The following is a 17,952-nucleotide window of genomic DNA, read 5'->3' as shown; positions in this document are numbered from 1 at the left end:
CGCCGCCGGGTCGATGGGGGGAGAATGGGGCACAGGGAGCATCGCCGCGCGGGTCCCGTGTCGGTCGCCTGCGCGGTGGTCACGGTCAGCGATACGCGGGACGAGACGACGGATCGGAGCGGGGCCTTCATCCTCCGGGCGCTGCGCAGGGCGGGCCATCCGGTCCTCGACTACCGCATCCTCAAGGACGATCCACCGCGCATCGTGAGGCACCTCCGGGCGCTGGCGGCCCGCCGGAGAGCGCGCGCCGTCCTGCTGAGCGGCGGGACCGGCATCGCCCCCCGCGATCGCACCTACGAAGCGGTGTCCGGGCTCCTGGAGAAGCGCCTCGACGGCTTCGGCGAGATCTTCCGTAGCTTGAGCTTCCGGGAGATGGGGCCGGCGGCGATGCTCAGCCGGGCGGTGGCGGGGACCTACCGCGGCATGGTGATCTTCTCCATGCCCGGATCCGAGAGCGCCGTGCGCCTGGCGATGGCGCGGATGATCCTGCCGGAGCTGGGACACGCGGCGGGGCTCGTCGCGCCCCGGAGGCGCGGGAAGGTGAAGAATGGATCGCGAAGGGCCCGCGCACGCTGAGGAGGGTCCGCAGGACGCCCCGCCCGGCCCCGACCCGGCGGCCGTCGGGGACGACCTGCGGCGGCGCGTCGAGGGCGAAGTCCTGTTCGATTCGCTGCATCGCACCCTGTACAGCACGGCCGCCTGCATCTACCAGGTGATGCCTCTCGGCGCCGTCGTGCCGCGCCACGAGGGGGACGTTCTGGCGGTCCTGGAGTACGCGCGGCGCCATCGCATCCCGATCACCGCGCGCGGCGGCGGATCGGGACTGGCCGGCCAGACGCTCGGGCGCGGCATCGTCCTCGATTTCTCGAAGCACTTCCAGAGAGTGACCGATATCGACGCCGCCCTCGGCACCGCGCGGGTGCAGCCCGGGGTGATCCAGGCCCAGCTCAACCGTGTCCTTCGCCGCCACGGCATGCAGTTCGCCCCCGATCCCTCGTCGGCGCCGTGGTGCACCATCGGGGGCATGCTGGCGAACAACGCCGGCGGGTCGCACACCATCAAGCACGGCGCGACGCGCGACAACGTCGCGTCGCTGCGCCTGGCCCTGGCCGACGGCACCGTGCTCGACACGGAGCCGCTGCCGCGCCCCGGGCAGGGGACCTGGAAGCCGGGGCCCCAGGCCCGCCTGGCCTCGGGCCTCGACGAGATCGTCACGCGCCATCGCGACGTGATCGAAACGCGCAGTCCGAAGACGCGCCGCAACGCGTCCGGGTACGCCCTGCGCGAGGCAGTCAATGGCCGCATCGATCTGGGGCAGGTCCTGGTCGGGTCGGAAGGGACGCTCGGGCTGATCCTCGACGCCACCCTGCGCATCGTCCCCCTGCCCAGGGCCAAGGCGACCGCCCTCGTCCTGTTCGACGATCTCGAGAAGTCGGGCGCCGCGGTGGTGGAGATCCTGAAGTTCGCTCCGTCGGCGGTCGAGCTCCTCGACGGCACGTTCGTGCAGGTGATCCGGGAGGCCGATCCGAAGACCGGCGCCACGCTCCCCGGCGGGACCGAGGCGATCCTGATCGTGGAGCTCGACGGCGAGGACCCGAAGGAGGTTCAGGATCGCCTGCTCCGGCTCGCGGACCTCCTGGCCGGACGGATGGGCCTGGCGACCGAGGTGCGGCGCAGCGCCCGCCCCGAGGACACGGCACGCATCTGGGCGGTGCGCAAGGCGGCCTCGCCCATCCTCTCACGTCGCGAGGGGACCCGCCGCAACACGCGCTTCATCGAGGACGCCGCCGTCCATCCGGGGCAGATGGCGGAGTTCGTGAGGCGGATGCGCGCCCTGCTGAGCAAGTACGACCTGCAGGCGGCGATCTTCGGGCACGCGGGAGACTGCAACCTGCACTGCAATCCCATGCTGAACCAGAAGGACCCGCGCGACGTGGCGCTGATGGAGACGATCGCCCTGGAGTTCACCGACCTGGTGATGGAGATGGGGGGCTCGCTGTCCGGGGAGCACGGTGACGGGCGGCTGCGGACCCCGTACCTGCGCCGGGCCTACGGGCCGCTGGTGGACGTGTACGCGGAGGTGAAGCGCCTGTTCGATCCGCAGGGGATCCTGAACCCGGGAATCATCGTGCACGATGGGACGTACGGACTGACGGACGACCTGAGGTACGGGGAGGCCTACCGGCGCGTCCCGACCGCCTCCATCATCGACGACCCCGCCTGGGGCCGGGAGATCGAGAAGTGCCACGGCTGCGGCGCCTGCCGGCATTACTGCCCGGTGGCGGTGGAGACGGGGGACGAGGCGGCGACGGCACGGGCCAAGGCGAACCTCCTGAGGGCGGTGATCTCCGGCCACCTCGAACCGGGCGCGATCGCGACCGACGAGTTCAAGTCGATCATGGATCTGTGCGTCAATTGCCAGCTCTGCCATTCCGAGTGCCCGACGGCGATCGACATCCCGGGCATGGCGGTGATGGCCAAGGAGATCTACGTCCGGTCGCAGGGGAAGAACCTCACCGAGCGGATGCTCACCAATCCCGGGCCGATGCTCCGCTTCGGGACGATGCTGGCGCCCCTGGCGAACGCCGCCCTGCGCATCCCCCCTCTGCGCCGGCTGATGTCCGCCGCCACCGGGCTCGCGGCCGCCCGGGACATGGAGCCCTTTTCCGGCGAGCCCCTGAAGCCGCGCATGCCGGCGGTCGATCCCGCGGGCCGCAAGGTGGCCTACTTCCACGGCTGCTTCGGCGGCTATCAGGACGTCGAGGGGGAGGGGCGGGCGGCCGTCGATCTCCTGGAGGCGCTCGGCTGCACCGTGGCGATCCCCCCCCAGGAGTGCTGCGGCATCGCGGCGATCACCTACGGCCACCTCGACGACGTGCGCGCCTCCGCGGAACGGAACGTGGCGGTCCTGCTCGACCTGGCCCGGCGCGGCTACGACGTGCTCTACAGCGCGCCGTCCTGCGGGCTGGCCCTGGTCGAGGACTACCCCCGCCTGCTTGCCACGCCGCAGTCGGACGTCCTGGCACGGCACATCAGGGACATCCACGATTACGTCCTCGAGATTCTCGAGGCCGAGCCGGAGCGGCGCGCCCGGCTCCGCCCGGTGCCGATCCGTCTCACGTATCACAACCCCTGTCATTTTCAATCCAGGGGCATGGGGGACGCGGTCGTGCGCCTGCTGCGGCTGGTGCCGGGGGTCGACGTCGTGCCGATCGGAGAGGACCACTGCTGCGGCATCGCCGGCACGTTCGGCATGAAAGAGAAGAACTTCCATCAGTCGATGCGCATGGGCCGGCCGCTGTTCGACAGCATCGAGTCCACCGGGGTCGGCGTCGTCGCCACCGGCTGCGGCACCTGCAAGATCCAGATCGAGCAGGGATCGCGGCTGCCGGTCGTCCATCCGATCCGGATCGTGCGCGATTCCCTTCTCGGCGGCGCCCTGCCGCCGCGGGTCGCCGCGGCCGCCTCCCGCGCCTGTGTCTCGCCGGGTGTCCCATCCGGCCCTCCCCGGGATGAGTCGTCCACCTGCCCGGAGTAGGTTGATCGGGCATCCGGGGATGGCATATTCTCCCTGCAACGGACGTTTCGAACCCATAAGGACCCCGATCATGCAGGCTCGACCGCGCCGTGAGAGACGGCTCCTCGCGCTCCTGGTCATTTTCCTGCTCGTCCCGCACCCGATGCCTCGGGGCGCCGGACGGCCGAATTCTGACCCGGCCCGCGACCCGGAGTTGCCCGCTACGGCCACTCCCGAACAGATCGCGGAGGTGATCCGGGCGGGGCGCTATGCCGAGGCGGAGAGCCGTGCGCGTCGGCTGGTGGCCGAATGCGAGACCGCGCAGGCGCCGGACGCTCTGCGGGTGGCCGTGGCGCTCGATCTCCTGGTGGAGGCGCTCTGGAGAGGCGGCAAGGCGCAGGAGCCGGAGACGCTGCAGTCCGCGGAACGGTCCCTCGAGATCCGAGAGAACGCCCTGGGTCCGGATCACCAGGACGTGGCGAAGAGCGTGATGAACCTGGGTATCGTCTTCAAGGAGCGGGGGGATCGTTCCCGGGCCAGACCCCTTTACGAACGGGCCCTGGCGATTCGCGAGCGGGCCCTGGGCGCGGATCATATCGAGGTTGCGGACAGCCTCCAGGGCCTGGCCGGCCTCCTGATGAGGATGGGCGAGTACGATCCGGCGCGCCCGCTCTACGAACGCGCGCTCGCGATTCGCGAGAAGGCGCTCGGTCCGGACCACAGCGATGTCGCGAGCACCTTGAACAGTCTCGCGCTGTTGATGTGGAACACGGGGGAATACGCGGAGGCGCGGCCGCTCTTCGAGCGGGCGCTGACGATCAAGTCGCGGGTTCTCGGTCCCGAACACCCCGACGTGGGCAGGGGCATGAACAACCTTGCGCTCCTGCTCTGGAACACGGGGGAGTACGAAGGCGCCAGGCTGCTGTACGAGCGAGCGCTGGCGATCCTCGAGAAGGCGCTCGGCCCCGAGCACCCCGACGTGGCCTCGAACATGAACTATCTCGCGCTCCTGCTGCGCGACACGAACCATGTGCCGGAAGCACGACGCTACTTCGAGCGCGCGGGAGCGATTCTGGAAAAAAAGCTCGGAGACCACCCTCGCGTGGCGGAGAACCTGCACAACCGAGCGGCCCTGCTGCGTGACACCGGTGATCATGCGGGCGCGCGCCGGCTGTTCGAGCGCTCGCTCGCGATTCTCGAGAAGGCCGACGGGCCGGAGCATCCGGACGTCGCCAAGGGGCTGAACGGCTATGCCCTGCTCCTCCGGGCGACCGGCGATCACCAGGGGGCCCGACGGCTCCTGGAGCGTGCCCTGGCGATCCGGGAAAATGCGCTCGGTCCCGATCATCCGGCCGTGGCCGAGACCCTGCTCGACCTCGCGACGGAGCTCGCGGAGGGGGGGGACTCGGGACGGGCCCTGGATCTGGCCTTGCGGGCGGAGGCGATCAGCAGGGAGCACCTGCGCCACACTTTCCGTACGTTCTCGGAACGGCAGGCCCTCGGCTACGCCGCGGTCAGGACGTCGGGGCTCGGCCTGGCCCTGTCCCTGGCGATGCGGGGGGTCGATCCCGGTCGGCGTGGGCGGGCCTGGGACGCTCTCGTCCGCTCGCGCGCCCTGGTCCTCGATGAAATGGCCGCCCGGCAGCGCTCGGTCCACGTCGCCGGCGACGCTGAAGCGGCCCGGCTCGCCGGGGACCTCGATGCCGCCCGGAGAAGGCTCGCCGCCCTGGTGGTCCGTGGCCCGGGCGCGGAGCCACCGGCCCGGTACCGCAGCCTTCTCGACCGGAGACGCGCCGACCGGGAGAAGGCCGAGCTCGCCCTGGCGGTGAGGAGCGCCGACTTCAGGAACGAACAGGAGAGGGCACGCGTGGGGCTCGACGACGTGCGGGCGGCCCTGCCGAGGGGCAGCGCGCTCCTCGCCTACGCCTCCTTCAATCCACCGGAAACATCCGCCGGCCCCTCGGGCTCTGCGAGAAAGACCACGTCCGCGGGCGGATCCTACCTGGCGCTGGTCCTGTCGTCCCACGCGAAGGAGCCGGTCCTCGTGCCGCTCGGGCCGCGAGAAGACATCGATTCCCTGGTCGCCCGCTGGAAGGACGAGATCGGGTCGGAGCCGCCCGTCGTCCTGGCAGCGCGCCGGAGCGCCGAAGCCGCCTATCGCCGGGCGGGCCAGGCGCTGCGCCGGAGAATTTGGGATCCGGTCGCCGGCCATCTCAAGGACGCCCGGCAGGTTTTCATCGTCCCCGACGGCGTCCTCAACCTGGTGAGCCTGTCGACCCTCCCCGTGGGGGAGAGCACCCTGCTCGAGCGTGGCCCGGAGATGCACTACCTCTCCGCCGAAAGAGACCTGGCCCGCGCCACCGGAGAGACGGCGACGAGGGGCAAGGGGCTCCTGGTCGTCGGCGGTCCGGACTTCGAATCGGGTGAGGGCCTCCTTGGGGACGCGGGCCGGACGAGGAGCGGCGACGTCCTCCAGGTCGAGTGCCCCACCTTCGGGTCGATGAGGTTTGCCCCGTTGCCCGGCGCGCGCCTCGAAGCCGACGCAGTGGCGACCCTCTGGAGGCGGAAGAATCCGGACGGGGAGCAAGGTGCCGGCGAGGTTCTGGAGCTCACGGGCGTGCAGGCCGCGGAGGGCGCCTTCAGGCATTCGGCCTCCGGGCGCCGCATCGTCCATCTGGCGACGCACGGTTTCTTTCTCGACGATCGCTGTCCTTCGGCCCTGGCCCGGGCGGGCCCGATCCGGATGGAGTCGGGCGAGGCTCTTCCCCCCGTCACCGGAGACAGTCCTCTCCTGCTGGCGGGGCTGGCGCTGGCCGGGGCCAATCTGAGGACCTCCGCGGATGACGGTGACGGTGGCGAGGATGGCATCCTGACCGCGGAGGAAATCGCCTCTCTGGATCTGTGGGGCGTGGAGTGGTTCGTCCTTTCCGCCTGCCAGACCGGGCTGGGCAGGATCCAGTCCGGAGAGGGAGTGCTGGGCCTGCGGCGGGCGGTCCAGATCGCGGGGGCGCGAACGCTGATCCTCAGCCTCTGGAGGGTGAACGACCTCGCGGCGCTCGCCTGGATGAAGGAGCTCTATCAAGCGCGCCTCTCCGGCCTGTCGACGAGCGCAGCGGTCCGAGAGGCCAGTCTCGCATCGCTCGCATCGAGACGGCGCGCCGGCGAAAGCACCCATCCGTACTACTGGGGGGCCTTCGTCGCGACCGGCGACTGGCGATGAGGCTCCCGGATCGTCGAGATCAGCAGCCATCCGGTTTCTTGACTTGGCCGCGCCGCTGGCCTATATTCGCGGGCTCATCCCGCCACGGACTACGCGGACTCATTGACGCGCGGACGTCCCGCTGTGCCCCCGGAGAGAGCGTTCATGGCGACCTACAGGGCCACGAAGCTTCAGATCGACGCGACGGCATTCGTCGCCCCGGGCGCCGCCCTGGTGGGTGAGGTGACGGTTGGCCGGGACGCCTCGATCTGGTTCCAGGCCACGCTGCGCGGGGACATGGAGCCGATCACCATCGGCGCCGAGAGCAACGTCCAGGACGCCTGCGTGGTGCACGTCGACCGAGGGCGGCCGACGGTCATCGGGGACCGGGTGACCCTGGGCCACGGCGCCATCGTGCACGCCTCGATCGTCGAGGACGACGTGCTGGTCGCGATGAAGGCGGTCATCCTGAGCGGCTGCCACATCGGCAGGAACTGCCTCGTGGGGGCCGGCGCGGTCGTCCCGGAGGAGACCCGCGTCCCGGAAGGATCGCTCGTGCTCGGCGTGCCGGGACGGGTCGTCCGGGCCTTGCGCGCCGAGGAAATCGATCGGATCCACCGGAACGCGCGCGCCTACGTCGACCTGTCGCGGGCCTACCGCGACGGGGTGATCCGGGTGCCCCGGGAGGGCGGGGCATGACCGAAAGAGACCGTGCGCTGATCGCCGACGCGGCCCGGCGGCTGAAACCGCTGGTCGATCGGGCCCGGAGCGCGGCGCTCACGACGCACATCACTCCGGACGGCGACGGAATCGGCGCCGAGATCTGCCTGGCGCGTTATCTCAAAGCCCGAGGGATCGAGGCGCGGATCATCAACACCGATCCGCTCGCTGCGAAATACCGCTTCCTCGATCCGGACGGGACCGTCGAGGTTTTCGACGCCGCGAAACACGACGCCTTCCTGCGGGGAGCCGATCTCATCGTCATGCTCGACAACTCCGCCGTCTCGCGCCTGGGACCCCTCGAGCCGGCCGTTCGCGCATCGAGCGCCACCACGGTCTGCATCGACCACCACAACGTCGTCGAGCCGTTCTGGAAGGTGAACGTCATCGATTCGGATGCCTGCGCCACGGGGGAGCTGGTGTTCCAGATCATCAAGATGCTGGGGGGGGAGGTGGATCCGATCGGGGCGCAGGCCGCCTACACCTCCCTGGTGACGGACACGGGCTATTTCCGCTTCTCCAAGACGTCGCCGCGCTGCCACGAGGCGGCCGCAGAAATGCTGGCCGCCGGCGTGAGCCCGCCCGCCGTCTACGCCGAGGTGTACGAGCGAAACACGCCGGCCCTTCTGCGACTGGCTGGCGTGGCACTCGCCGACCTCCGGCAGGAAGAGGGGGGCCGGATGGCCTGGATCACGCTGACGCGCGAGCAGGTGGCGCACTGCCAGGCGCAGCTCGAGGACACGTCCGATATCGTCAACGACCTCCTGACGATCGACGGCACGCGCCTGGCGGTGCTGTTCAAGGAGATCGACGGCGGCCGGGTCAAGCTGTCGTTTCGCAGCAAGGGTCCTCTCGACGTCAATCGGCTCGCCTCCCGCTTCGGAGGCGGCGGACACACCAATGCGTCGGGGGCGATCGTCCCCGGCACGCTGGAGGAGACGATCCACCTGATTCTTCCCGCCTGCCGGGACCTGCTCCAGCAGCCGGCGTGAGCCCCGCCGACCCTCCGTCCGCCCCGTCCGAACCCTCCCGGACGGCCCTTCCTCCCCTCGTCCTGCCATGTCGTTCCGGGCCGCGCAATCTCGTCATCGTCTTCTCCGTCGGTTTGCTCACGGCCGGGACCGCCCTCCTGGCGCGTGGCCTGGAGCGGCCTGAATCGGCGCCGCATGCAGCCTGGCAGGGCGCGCTCGTTCTCCTGGCGGGGGCCGCCTGTGCCGGCCTGGCGGGCCGGTACGGCCTCGCGCGCCTGGTTCTCGACGAGAGCGCCTTCCGGCTCCAGGGGTTTTTGGTGGACCGAACGGTGCGCTGGGCCGACATCAGGGACTGGAGACAGTTCCCGCCCCTCGGTGGCCCGGCTGCGGGCGTTCTCGTGGTCTACGGAGCGGCGCACCACCGCCTGTTCGTGCCGCTTGTCTACGAGGAGAGCCAGGCGCTGCCGATCGGCCTCGCTCAGCGCGGCTTCCCGCGATACTAGGACCGCCTCCCGGGACAGGCGCTCCGGCGCGGCGCCGTCACGGCTCGGGTAGAATGCCCGGCACCATCCCGTCGATGCATAAGGGGAGAGGAGGATCCGTGGGAGGAACCATGACCAGATGGATCGTGATCGGGCTCGCGCTCGCCCTGTCGGGCGCCGCGACCGGAATCGGGGCCGACGAGCCGGCCAAACCCGACCGGTGGACCGACGCCGCCGAGTTCAGCTTCGTCGCCACGGCCGGCAACTCCGAGACCTCCACGCTGGGCTTCAAGAACACCCTGGCGCGGGCCTGGGAGAAGTCCTCCTTCGAGCTCAAAGCCGGGGCGGTCCGCGGCGAGACCACCAAGACGACCCGGGCGGTGCAACTCGGCCCGGTGATCGAGGAGACGTCCACGACCGAGCTCACGGCCGAGAATTATTTCTTCAACGGCCGCTGCGACCGCAAGATCACCGAGCGATTCTTCTGGTACGCGGGGGGCGGATGGGAGAGGAACCGCTTCGCCGGCGTCGACAACCGGTACTCCGGGGTCGGGGGCGTGGGGAACATCTGGAAGGACGAGGACCGCGTGAAGTTCCGGACCGACTACGCCCTGTCGTACACCAAGCAGGAGAACACGGTCGACGTCGCGGGCGCCGACGACTCGTTCCTCGGGGCGCGGGTCTCCTCGAAGTTCCTCCACAAGCTCGGCGCAGTCACGACCTACGGCAACGACCTGGTGATCGACGAGAACCTGGACGAGACCTCCGATTTCCGCGCCGACATGACCAACTGGGTCACGGTGAGCATGAGCACGCGCCTGGCCCTGAAGGTGAGCCTGCAGTGGCTGTACGACAACGAGCCGTCCTTCGGGAGCGTCGACGATCCGCTCGATCTCCTGCCCCCGGCCGGTACGACCGCCGCCGTCCAGCTGGACGACCTGGACACCGTCTTCACGGCATCGCTCGTGGCCAATTTCTAGGGGCCGGCCCAACACCCGGACAGGCCGCCAGAGCGGGATCGATCCGGCTTCAGGGGAGACTGTCGAGCGGGGGGAATCCCAGGACCGACATGAAGATGTCGTTGAAGTCCTCGCGTCCCGAAAGCTCGATGTACTCGACGCGCGCCGGCATCGCCTCGGCGGCCTCCCGCTCGCGGTAGGACAGCAGGGCGATCTTGGCCCCCTCGCCCGCGGCGTTGCCGACGGCGCGGATGCGCGCCAGCGGCACGGCCGGCACCAGACCGATGATGCGCGCGGCGTCGGGGTGGATGTACGAGCCGAAGGCCCCGGCGAGCAAGACTTCTTGAAGCTCCTCGGGCGCCACCCCCATCTCCTTCATCAGGACCCGGATCCCGGAGGCGATCGACCCCTTGGCGAACTGGAGCTGACGCACGTCCTTCTGGGAGAACAGGATGCGCTTGCCGCCGGTCTCTTCCTCCGTGGCCAGGACGAAGGCGCGCACCCCGTCCACGGTGACCAGGCGGGAGGCGAGCGACTGGGGAACCTGCCCCTGCAGCTCCTCGGCGGAGCGCATGCGGCCGGTCGCGTCCATCAGGCCCCGCTTGTAGAGCTGCGCCACGGCGTCGATGAGCCCCGATCCGCACAGGCCGACCGGCGGCGCGTCCTGGATGGTCTGCAGGACGACGGAGTCCTCGGTGACCTGCACCCCCTCGATCGCCCCGGTCGTGGCGCGCATGCCGCACGAGATCTCGGCCCCCTCGAACGCCGGGCCGGCGGGGGCGGCGGTGGACAGGGTGCGCGGCTCGGATCCCAGGGCGATCTCGCCGTTGGTGCCGACGTCGACGAACAGGCGCAGCTTGTTGCCGCGCGGCAGGGCCGTGGCGAGGAGGCCGGCGACGATGTCTCCGCCGACGTAGGAGCCGATCGCCGGGAACAGGAAGACGCGGCCCTCCGGATGAACCGTGATGCCGAGATCGGCGGCGCGGAGATTCAGGCCGTGCGACACCGCCGGGGCGAACGGCGTCACGGAGATCGGCTCGGGATCGATCCCCAGGAGCAGGTGCATCATCGTCAGGTTCCCGGCGACGGTGATCTCGTAGATGCGGTCGAGCGGCACCCCCGACTCGGCGGTCAGCCGCTCGACGATCCCGTTCATGGTGAACGCGGCGAAGTGCTGCATCTCCTGCAGTCCTTCCTTCTTCCCCATGGTGTGGGAGATGCGCGAGAGCACGTCGCCGCCGTGGATCGCCTGGGCGTTCAGGTTGGACGTGACCCCGCGCGCCTCGCCGTTGTTCAGGTCCATGAGCGTCCCGACGATGGTGGTGGTGCCCAGATCGAAGGCGATGCCGAAGCAGGCGCCCGTGGTGTCGCCCGGCTCGACGGCGAGCAGGGACTCGCCGCACACGACGGCCGTCACGTCGAACTCGGAGTCGCGCAGGGCCTTCGGCAGCGTGCGCACCACCGGAAGCTCGGCGTTCATGGCGAACCCCTCCTGGCGCAGGGCCTCCTTGAGGCGCTGCAGGTCGGAGCGCTGATCGTGCAGCGTCGGCTCGGCGAGCATCAGGTGCACTTTGTGGACGTTCGGATCGAGCAGGACCTGCCGGCCGACCCCGAACATGGCGGTCTTCGGTGTGCTCAGGAGACGCGGCACCTGGACCACCATCTCGTCCCGCACCTCCGACTGGCAGGAGAGCCGCCAGCCGCCGGCCAGGTCCTCCTTGGCCAGGTGCTGCAGGTCGGCGGGCGTGACGGGCGCGGTCCCCTGGATCACCTGCACGCGGCACTTGCCGCAGGTCCCGCGGCCGCCGCAGGTGCTCTCGATCGGCTGGCCGGTCCACGCGGCGGCGTGGAACAGCGTCGTTCCGGCCGGCACGCGCGTCGAGGTCTCCTTGGGCAGGAAGGTGACCTTGACCTTCTCGGCTTTCACGGCAGTCAGGGGCTCCATCGGTCTGCCTTCAGGCCGTGGGAGCGGAGGAGGCGGCCGGTGCGGCCTGGGGAGTCGCCGGCCGGGCCGCGGCCCTCGCGGCGGAGACCCTGCGGAAGTGGGCGTTCCATTTCTTCCCGAAGGGGTCGCTGCCGAGCATCAGGTCGCCGGCCAGGATCATCTTGTAGATCTCCGGCTCCAGCGCGTTGGTGATCGAGGCGGTCAGGCCGACCTGCATGCCGAGCAGGATGAAGCTGGCGGTCAGCGGGGGCCGGTCGGGGAGCCCGAAGCCGACGTTCCCCGCGCCGACCGACATGTTCACTCCGAGGCCGTCGCGGATGAGGCGCATGGTCTCGAACGTGATGCGCCCGAACTGGTGGTTGGCGCCGATCGGCATGCAGAGGGGATCGATGATCACGTCCTCCTTCGGGATGCCATGGTCGGCGGCGCGCTCCACGATCTTCCGGGCAATGTTGAAGCGCTCCTGCGGGTCGTTGCTGATTCCGGTGTCGTCGTTGGCGATGCCGATGACCGCGGCGCCGTACTTCTTCACCAGGGGCAGGAGACGCTCGAGCACCTCGTCCTCGCCGGTCACGGAATTCACCAGCGCCTTGCCCCTGTACACCGGAAGGGCCGCCTCCAGGGCCTCGGGCGTCGACGAGTCGATGGAGATCGGGACGTCCGTCACCTCCATCATCGCCAGGACCGCCCCCTTGAGCATGCTCGGTTCGTCGGCGCCGGGGATCCCCGCGTTCACGTCGAGCATGGTCGCGCCGGCTTCCACCTGGGCCAGGGCGTCGCTCTTCACCCGGGTGAAGTCGAAGCGCCGCAGCTCCTCGGCCAGCTTCTTGCGGTTGGTCGGGTTGATCCGCTCCCCGATGACCACGAAGGGGTCCTCGGGGCTGATGACCACGGTCTTCGTGGCGGACGAGACGATGGTCTTCATGCTCGATGCTCCCGCGGACGGTCGAGGGGGGAATCCTCCACGCCCGGGCCCCTGCGGTCCGTCCCGGCGTCCCGGCCGGCGCGGGCTGCGACCGTGGCCGCCAGGGCGAGGCGCGCCGGCTCGAGGCGCGCGCGGGCGGCGATTTCGGCCACGGCCTCTTCCCAGTGGATCGGCATCAGATGGATCCCCGCCAGTCCCTTGATCTCCCGGACCTGCTCCACGATCTCGACGGCGATCGCGAGCCCCTCCTCCTCGGCGCGGCTGCGTCCGGGTCCCGCCTGATCCATGCGCCGGATGACCGCGTCGGTCACCTCCATGCCGGGAACGCGCTCCTGCATGTAGCGCGCCGAACGCGCCGAGCGCAGCGGCGCCACGCCGGCGAGAATCGACACCCGGCGGTCCAGGCCAAGGTCGCGCACGCGCTGCATGAAGGCGGCGAAGCGCGCGACATTGTAGGTGATCTGGGTCTGGAGGAACCGCGCCCCCGCCTCGACCTTCTTCTGGACGCGCAACGGCCGGAAATCGTAGGGCGGCGCGAAGGGATTCTCGGTGGCTCCCGGGAGAAGCTCGGGGGCGGGCCGGATCTCGCGGCCGCTCAGGTACCGCCCGCGGCGCAGCGTCCCCACCAGGCCGAGCAGCTGCAGCGAGTCCAGGTCGAACACCGGCTTGGCCCCCGGGTGATCCCCGTGGATCGTGTGATCGCCGGTCAGGCAGAGGACGTTCCGGACGCCGAGCGCCGCCGCCCCCAGGAGGTCGCTCTGCAGCGCCATCCGGTTCCGGTCGCGGCAGGTGACGTGCACGATCGGGTCGATCCCCTCGCGCACCAGGATCGCGGCGGCCGCCAGGGCCGACATGTGGACGATGCCGGCCGTGTTGTCGGGCAGGTTCACGGCGTCCACGTGGTCGCGCACCAGGCGCGCCCGGCGCAGGAGGTCCTGCGGGTCGGCGCTGTCGCCGCTCGCGATCTCGCAGGTCAGGAGCGGCAGGCCGGATCGGAGGGCGTCCTCGAATCGCGGGAACGGACCCTGAGGGCTCACCGGGCCTCCTTCCCGTTGCGGCCGATCATCAGGCCGACCCAGGCCGAGCTCCCCTTGAGGCTCCAGTCGAGTGCCGGCTGGATGCGCAGGATGGCGCCGCGCCATGGCATCCAGCGCGAGCGACGCTCGGCCTTCAGCCAGACGCACATCATTCCGGGATCGACCTCGCAGTGCCCGTTCATGCGCACGCCGCCGCACGGACCGTTTCGCAGCGTCTTCGGGCAACCCATCGGGCAGGTCATACCGGTCTCGTGCAGGATGCACTGCCCGCACATCTTGCAGCCGAATGCGAGCTTCTTGCTGGCGGCTTCGAGCGGCAGGACGGCCAGCTCGAGGGAGCGCGTCACGCGCGGGTGCCCGCGAAAGAAACGGCGCACGGGCTCCAGGCTGAACGACACCGGAAACGGCATGCAGGGTCCTTTCCAGTCGGTCCCCGGGGCGGAACGGCTCCCGGGGAGATCCAGGGCGACTTAGTCCGCCGCAGCCCGGGCCGCGCCCACCGAGGACGCGGACGGCTCGCCGAGGGCGGAGACGGGCGCTGCGGCCTCGGCCTGCGGCGCGGGGCGCGAGCGCTTCCTGGCCATCAGCTCCTTCGCCACGCGCACCGCCTCGGTGGCATTCTCGCCGTAGCCGTCGGCGCCGATGTCCCTCGACCACTGCAGGCTGGTCGGGGCGCCGCCGACCATGACGATGTACTGGTCGCGGATCCCCTCCTTCTGCAGCAGCTTGATGATCTTTCCCTGGTTCGGAGCGGTGGTGGTCAGGAGGGCCGACATGGCGACGATGTCCGGCTTCCGCTCCTTGATCTCGTTGACGAAGCGGTCGATCTTGACGTTGACCCCGAGGTCCACCACCGTGAACCCGTTCGCGGACATCATGGTGCAGACGATCCGCTTGCCGATGTCGTGGATGTCCCCCTGCACGGTGCAGGCCAGCACGCTTCCCTGGCTCTCGCGCGCCACGGAGCTCTTGGCGAGCTCCGGCTCCAGGATGGCGAGGGCGGCCTTCATCGCCTCGGCGCTCATCACGAGCTCGGGAAGGAAGAGCTCTCCGGCGCCGAAACGGTCGCCGACGACGCGGATGCCCTTCACGAATCCATTGTCGATCGACTCGAGCGGGGCGATGCCCAGCTCCAGGGACTGGCGGGCCAGGGCGGCCGAGATCTCCGCCTCACCGGTGATCACGCTGTCCGCCATCTTCTGGTACAGGTCGTCGTGGCTCAAGGCAACCCTCCTTCGGATACGCGAATTTCAGACGATGGCGCGCGGCGCCAGGAACTTGGACTGCGCCGCCCGCAGCGAAGCCGGTCCGTGATAGCCGAGCCGGGCCGAGATCTTGGAGCAGGAATCCAGCCCGATGCGGATGAGGCCCGGCAGCTTGTCCGGGGTCAGCCGTGTGTCGGGTCCCGAAATGCTGACGGCGGCGATGGCGTCGCCGTTGCGGCTCCGGATCGGCAGGCCGATGGCGATCAGGTGATCCTCGAGCTCGCCGTAGGACACGGCATATCCCTGCTCGCGGATCTTGATCAGGTCGCGCGACAGCACCTTGGAGTCGGTGATCGTGCGCGGCGTGAACTTCTTGAGCGCGCGCACCAGGATCTGGCGCTGCTTCTCCGGCGGCTGGAACGCCAGAAGGACCTTGCCGGTCGAGGTGGCGTGGGCCGCCCAGGGCATGCCGATCGCCCCGGCGGCGGCCACCACGTGCTTGCCGGCGATCTCCTCGATGGTGACGACGTTGCTGCCGCTCAGGACCTCGAGGTCCACGGTCTCGCCGGTGCGGTCGGCCATGTCGCGCAGGAAGGGGAGGGCGACACGGTGCACGTCGGTGTGCCGCAGGACCTGCTCGCCCAGGACGATCAGCTCGGGGCCGAGCCTGTACTTGCCGTTCTCCGGGCTCTTGCCGATGAGCCCCTCTCCCTCGAAGGCCGAGAGGAGACGGTAGACCGTGCTCTTGTGGAGGTTGACCTTGCGGCTGACCTCGGTAACGCCCATCTCGGGCGCGTCATCGCTGAACGCTTTGAGCACCGCGATGGCGCGGCGCACCGCCTGGTTCCCCGTCACGACCCCTTCGCCCCGGTCGCTCCTCTTCTTGTTGATCCCCTGTGCCGTCACATCCTGAGCCATGTGGACCTTTCCTTTCTTCATGGACTGCGTCCTGTCCCTGCCGCGACCCCTTTATGCCGTCCTCGCATTGCGGAGGGCAGGACACTTCAGCCAGATTCTCCGTCGAAGACCTCCACCCGCGCAACCCCTATTTTGCCGATGATGACGTTACGGCAATGACTTGCGACGATCGATGGGCCCTTGAAGCCGTAACAGCAACGGGTGCCGGTCCGATGGGTCGAATGGTGCAGAAGCATAAGAAACCGACCACGCGCAACCCCAGCCCATCTCAGGTCGTTCCGTCTCTTGTTCCTCATATTAAAACTCATTAGCACAATGCGCACCAAAAGTACCACCCCGTACGCCGCGAGTCAACTGAAAAGAAAGGGAGCGGCGGACCGTATAATCGGGCCCGAAGAGACCTGGAGTCTGTCCGAGTGTTGCGCCGGGCCGCGCGCATGGGGGTATTGGGGTGTCCATCGGAGTCCTGCTCGGTGGCTGTGGCCATTACGACGGGACGGACGTGCACGAGGCGGTGTTCCTCCTCCTGGCTCTCGAGGCCGCGGGGGAAAGGCCGGTCCTGATCGCCCCCGATCGGCCCCAGGAGCGCACCGTCGAGCACCTGGGGGGTGACGAGGTGCAGGAGGTGCGAAACGTGCTGCGCGAATCGGCGCGGCTGGCGCGGCGGGCGATCCGGCCTCTTTCCGAGGCGCATCCCGAGGAGCTGGAGGCCTTGATCATCCCGGGCGGCTACGGACCCGTGGTCAATTTCTCCACGGGGTTCGCACGACTCGGAGAGCGGCGCGCCCTCGTTCCCGAAATCGCCGCATTCCTGCGCCACTTCATCGAAGCACGCAAGCCGATCGGCTGCATCAGCCTCGGGGAGATACCCGTGCGGGCGGTCCTGGAGGATCCCATCGACGTCCCGGCCCCCACCGGGGACCCCGCGGCTCTCGCCATCGACCGGGAGAGGGGGATCGTCCACACCCCGGGCTTCACGGCCTTCTCGCGCCTGGCCGACGTCAAGGCGGGCGTCGAGGCGATGGTGGCCGAGGTGCTGCGGCGGGTGCAGGACCGGCGACGGGCCGCCGCCAAGTCCGGGGCGGGAGGCGCATGATCGTTGCGGTGCTGTTGTTCGCCCGCTACCGCGAGGCGGCCGGCGCGGCCTCGATCGAGATCGAGATCGGGGCGGGGGCGACTCTCGCGGACGTGTGGGAGCGCGTCCGCGCCCGCGTCCCCGCGCTGCGGGACGAGGGGCGCCCGTTGTTCTCCTGCGATCGCGCGTACGCGCGTCCGGACCGTCCCGTGAGCGGGAGCGAGGAGATCGCGGTTTTCCCGCCTGTGAGCGGCGGATGAGCGCGGAGCGTCGCACGATGCCCGGGCTCTACCGCATCGTCCGGGAGCCGCTGGATCTGGACGAGGCGATCCGCGCCGTCTCGGGCCCCGATCGCGGCGCCATCGCCACCTTCATCGGCACCACCCGGGATCACCACGGCGGCCGGACCGTCCTGTCCCTCGAATACGACGCCTACGTCCCGATGGCGGAAGAGGTCATGCGCGCGATTGGCGAAGAGGTCGCGTCGCTCTTCGGGACGCCGCACGTGGCCATCGTGCACCGCATCGGCCGCATCCGGATCGGCGAGCCCAGCGTGATCATCGCCGTGGCGGCGGCGCACCGCCGCGAGGCCCTGGCCGGCTGTGCGCATGCCATCGAGCGCCTCAAGGAGGTCGTGCCGATCTGGAAGAAGGAGCATTACGAGGACGCGTCCAGGTGGATCGAAGGGACCTAGGAGCCGGACCGGGTGCAGGGCCGGGTTGCTGCGGCTTTCGGGCGGGTGCTATACTTTCCGAGGTTTTGGTCACTGCTAGAGTAACGGTCCTCTCACCCGGCGCCTGACGCCGGGCTCTCGGGCCCGGCCGGCAGGGGGGGGAGCGGGGTGGCACAGAGCGCATTCCTCTCAAGGCTCCGCGACGGCGACGTCCGCCGCGGCGACCGGCACCCTCAGACGGGCCGGCCGTCCGACTATGTCCTGCTCATGGCCCCCAGGGCGAGCGCGCTCCGCCCGCACGGTCCGGCCCCGCACCCCACTGGCAC

Annotated in this window: 16 protein-coding genes; 10 read left to right on the top strand and 6 right to left on the bottom strand. The window is 69.9% G+C overall.

Annotated elements, in window-relative coordinates; translation table 11 throughout:
* The first annotated feature begins 24 nt into the window (after nt 1-24).
* The 7 genes from VGV60_10505 (at nt 25) to VGV60_10475 (ending at nt 9,869) form a co-directional block, all read left to right on the top strand.
* A complete protein-coding gene (locus VGV60_10505) occupies nt 25-576 on the top strand; it encodes a molybdenum cofactor biosynthesis protein B (GenBank protein HEV8701689.1) in 552 nt (183 codons plus the stop codon).
* Entirely contained in the window at nt 548-3,538 is a 2,991-nt protein-coding gene (locus VGV60_10500; GenBank protein ID HEV8701688.1) for an anaerobic glycerol-3-phosphate dehydrogenase subunit C, read from the top strand. The genes VGV60_10505 and VGV60_10500 overlap by 29 nt, the downstream gene beginning before the upstream one ends.
* Before the next feature lie 70 nt (nt 3,539-3,608).
* A complete protein-coding gene (locus VGV60_10495) occupies nt 3,609-6,737 on the top strand; it encodes a CHAT domain-containing tetratricopeptide repeat protein (GenBank protein ID HEV8701687.1) in 3,129 nt (1,042 codons plus the stop codon).
* 144 nt (nt 6,738-6,881) lie between these two features.
* A complete protein-coding gene (locus tag VGV60_10490; GenBank protein ID HEV8701686.1) occupies nt 6,882-7,415 on the top strand; it encodes a gamma carbonic anhydrase family protein in 534 nt (177 codons plus the stop codon).
* Nucleotides 7,412-8,428: a bifunctional oligoribonuclease/PAP phosphatase NrnA gene (locus VGV60_10485; GenBank protein HEV8701685.1), complete on the top strand. Its 1,017-nt coding sequence runs from the start codon at nt 7,412-7,414 to the stop codon at nt 8,426-8,428. Before VGV60_10490 ends, VGV60_10485 begins: the two co-directional genes overlap by 4 nt.
* The gene (locus VGV60_10480) at nt 8,425-8,910 is read left to right on the top strand and encodes a hypothetical protein (protein ID HEV8701684.1); all 486 of its coding nucleotides are present in this window, start codon (nt 8,425-8,427) and stop codon (nt 8,908-8,910) included. The genes VGV60_10485 and VGV60_10480 overlap by 4 nt, the downstream gene beginning before the upstream one ends.
* Before the next feature lie 110 nt (nt 8,911-9,020).
* Nucleotides 9,021-9,869 carry a DUF481 domain-containing protein gene (locus tag VGV60_10475; GenBank protein ID HEV8701683.1) on the top strand — a complete coding sequence of 283 codons (849 nt, stop codon included), beginning with the start codon at nt 9,021-9,023 and terminating at the stop codon, nt 9,867-9,869.
* 49 nt (nt 9,870-9,918) lie between these two features.
* On the opposite strand, the gene VGV60_10470 is transcribed toward VGV60_10475, so the two are convergent.
* The 6 genes from VGV60_10470 to VGV60_10445 are packed head-to-tail and all read right to left on the bottom strand — an operon-like array spanning nt 9,919 to nt 15,899.
* On the bottom strand, nt 9,919-11,793 hold the full coding sequence (locus tag VGV60_10470) for an ASKHA domain-containing protein (protein ID HEV8701682.1): 1,875 nt from the start codon (nt 11,791-11,793) through the stop codon (nt 9,919-9,921).
* Between the two features lie 10 nt (nt 11,794-11,803).
* Nucleotides 11,804-12,718 (bottom strand): dihydropteroate synthase, encoded by a 915-nt coding sequence (locus VGV60_10465; protein HEV8701681.1) that lies wholly within the window; start codon nt 12,716-12,718, stop codon nt 11,804-11,806.
* Nucleotides 12,715-13,755, bottom strand: coding sequence for a methylenetetrahydrofolate reductase (locus tag VGV60_10460; GenBank protein HEV8701680.1), 1,041 nt, complete (start codon nt 13,753-13,755; stop codon nt 12,715-12,717). Before VGV60_10460 ends, VGV60_10465 begins: the two co-directional genes overlap by 4 nt.
* On the bottom strand, nt 13,752-14,165 hold the full coding sequence (locus VGV60_10455) for a methylenetetrahydrofolate reductase C-terminal domain-containing protein (protein HEV8701679.1): 414 nt from the start codon (nt 14,163-14,165) through the stop codon (nt 13,752-13,754). The genes VGV60_10460 and VGV60_10455 overlap by 4 nt, the downstream gene beginning before the upstream one ends.
* A 60-nt stretch (nt 14,166-14,225) precedes the next feature.
* Nucleotides 14,226-14,978: a corrinoid protein gene (locus tag VGV60_10450; protein ID HEV8701678.1), complete on the bottom strand. Its 753-nt coding sequence runs from the start codon at nt 14,976-14,978 to the stop codon at nt 14,226-14,228.
* 27 nt (nt 14,979-15,005) lie between these two features.
* Nucleotides 15,006-15,899, bottom strand: coding sequence for an IclR family transcriptional regulator (locus VGV60_10445; protein HEV8701677.1), 894 nt, complete (start codon nt 15,897-15,899; stop codon nt 15,006-15,008).
* Between the two features lie 430 nt (nt 15,900-16,329).
* Between VGV60_10445 and VGV60_10440 the strand changes: the two genes are divergently transcribed.
* Genes VGV60_10440 through VGV60_10430 form a run of 3 tightly spaced genes read left to right on the top strand, consistent with a single transcriptional unit; the run spans nt 16,330 to nt 17,647 of the window.
* Nucleotides 16,330-16,974, top strand: a complete 645-nt coding sequence (locus tag VGV60_10440; GenBank protein HEV8701676.1) for an isoprenoid biosynthesis protein ElbB — start codon at nt 16,330-16,332, stop codon at nt 16,972-16,974.
* Nucleotides 16,971-17,213 (top strand): MoaD/ThiS family protein, encoded by a 243-nt coding sequence (locus VGV60_10435; GenBank protein ID HEV8701675.1) that lies wholly within the window; start codon nt 16,971-16,973, stop codon nt 17,211-17,213. Before VGV60_10440 ends, VGV60_10435 begins: the two co-directional genes overlap by 4 nt.
* Nucleotides 17,210-17,647 (top strand): molybdenum cofactor biosynthesis protein MoaE, encoded by a 438-nt coding sequence (locus VGV60_10430; protein HEV8701674.1) that lies wholly within the window; start codon nt 17,210-17,212, stop codon nt 17,645-17,647. Before VGV60_10435 ends, VGV60_10430 begins: the two co-directional genes overlap by 4 nt.
* Nucleotides 17,648-17,952 lie beyond the last annotated feature (305 nt).

It is taken from the genome of Candidatus Polarisedimenticolia bacterium (assembly GCA_036001465.1).
In the GTDB taxonomy this organism is placed as follows: Bacteria; Acidobacteriota; Polarisedimenticolia; order Gp22-AA2; family Gp22-AA2; genus Gp22-AA3.
The sequence above is the reverse complement of the archived record's forward strand: the minus strand, read 5'-3'. Positions and strand labels throughout refer to the sequence as shown.

Excerpts from the sequence above, each read along its gene's own strand:
- VGV60_10435 (HEV8701675.1), top strand. The coding sequence starts at position 16,971 with ATGATCGTTGCGGTGCTGTTGTTCGCCCGCTACCGCGAGGCGGCCGGC.
- VGV60_10475 (HEV8701683.1), top strand. The coding sequence starts at position 9,021 with ATGACCAGATGGATCGTGATCGGGCTCGCGCTCGCCCTGTCGGGCGCC.
- VGV60_10455 (HEV8701679.1), bottom strand. The coding sequence starts at position 14,165 with ATGCCGTTTCCGGTGTCGTTCAGCCTGGAGCCCGTGCGCCGTTTCTTT.
- VGV60_10470 (HEV8701682.1), bottom strand. The coding sequence starts at position 11,793 with ATGGAGCCCCTGACTGCCGTGAAAGCCGAGAAGGTCAAGGTCACCTTC.
- VGV60_10430 (HEV8701674.1), top strand. The coding sequence starts at position 17,210 with ATGAGCGCGGAGCGTCGCACGATGCCCGGGCTCTACCGCATCGTCCGG.
- VGV60_10445 (HEV8701677.1), bottom strand. The coding sequence starts at position 15,899 with ATGAAGAAAGGAAAGGTCCACATGGCTCAGGATGTGACGGCACAGGGG.
- VGV60_10495 (HEV8701687.1), top strand. The coding sequence starts at position 3,609 with ATGCAGGCTCGACCGCGCCGTGAGAGACGGCTCCTCGCGCTCCTGGTC.
- VGV60_10465 (HEV8701681.1), bottom strand. The coding sequence starts at position 12,718 with ATGAAGACCATCGTCTCGTCCGCCACGAAGACCGTGGTCATCAGCCCC.
- VGV60_10485 (HEV8701685.1), top strand. The coding sequence starts at position 7,412 with ATGACCGAAAGAGACCGTGCGCTGATCGCCGACGCGGCCCGGCGGCTG.
- VGV60_10500 (HEV8701688.1), top strand. The coding sequence starts at position 548 with ATGGATCGCGAAGGGCCCGCGCACGCTGAGGAGGGTCCGCAGGACGCC.
- VGV60_10505 (HEV8701689.1), top strand. The coding sequence starts at position 25 with ATGGGGCACAGGGAGCATCGCCGCGCGGGTCCCGTGTCGGTCGCCTGC.
- VGV60_10490 (HEV8701686.1), top strand. The coding sequence starts at position 6,882 with ATGGCGACCTACAGGGCCACGAAGCTTCAGATCGACGCGACGGCATTC.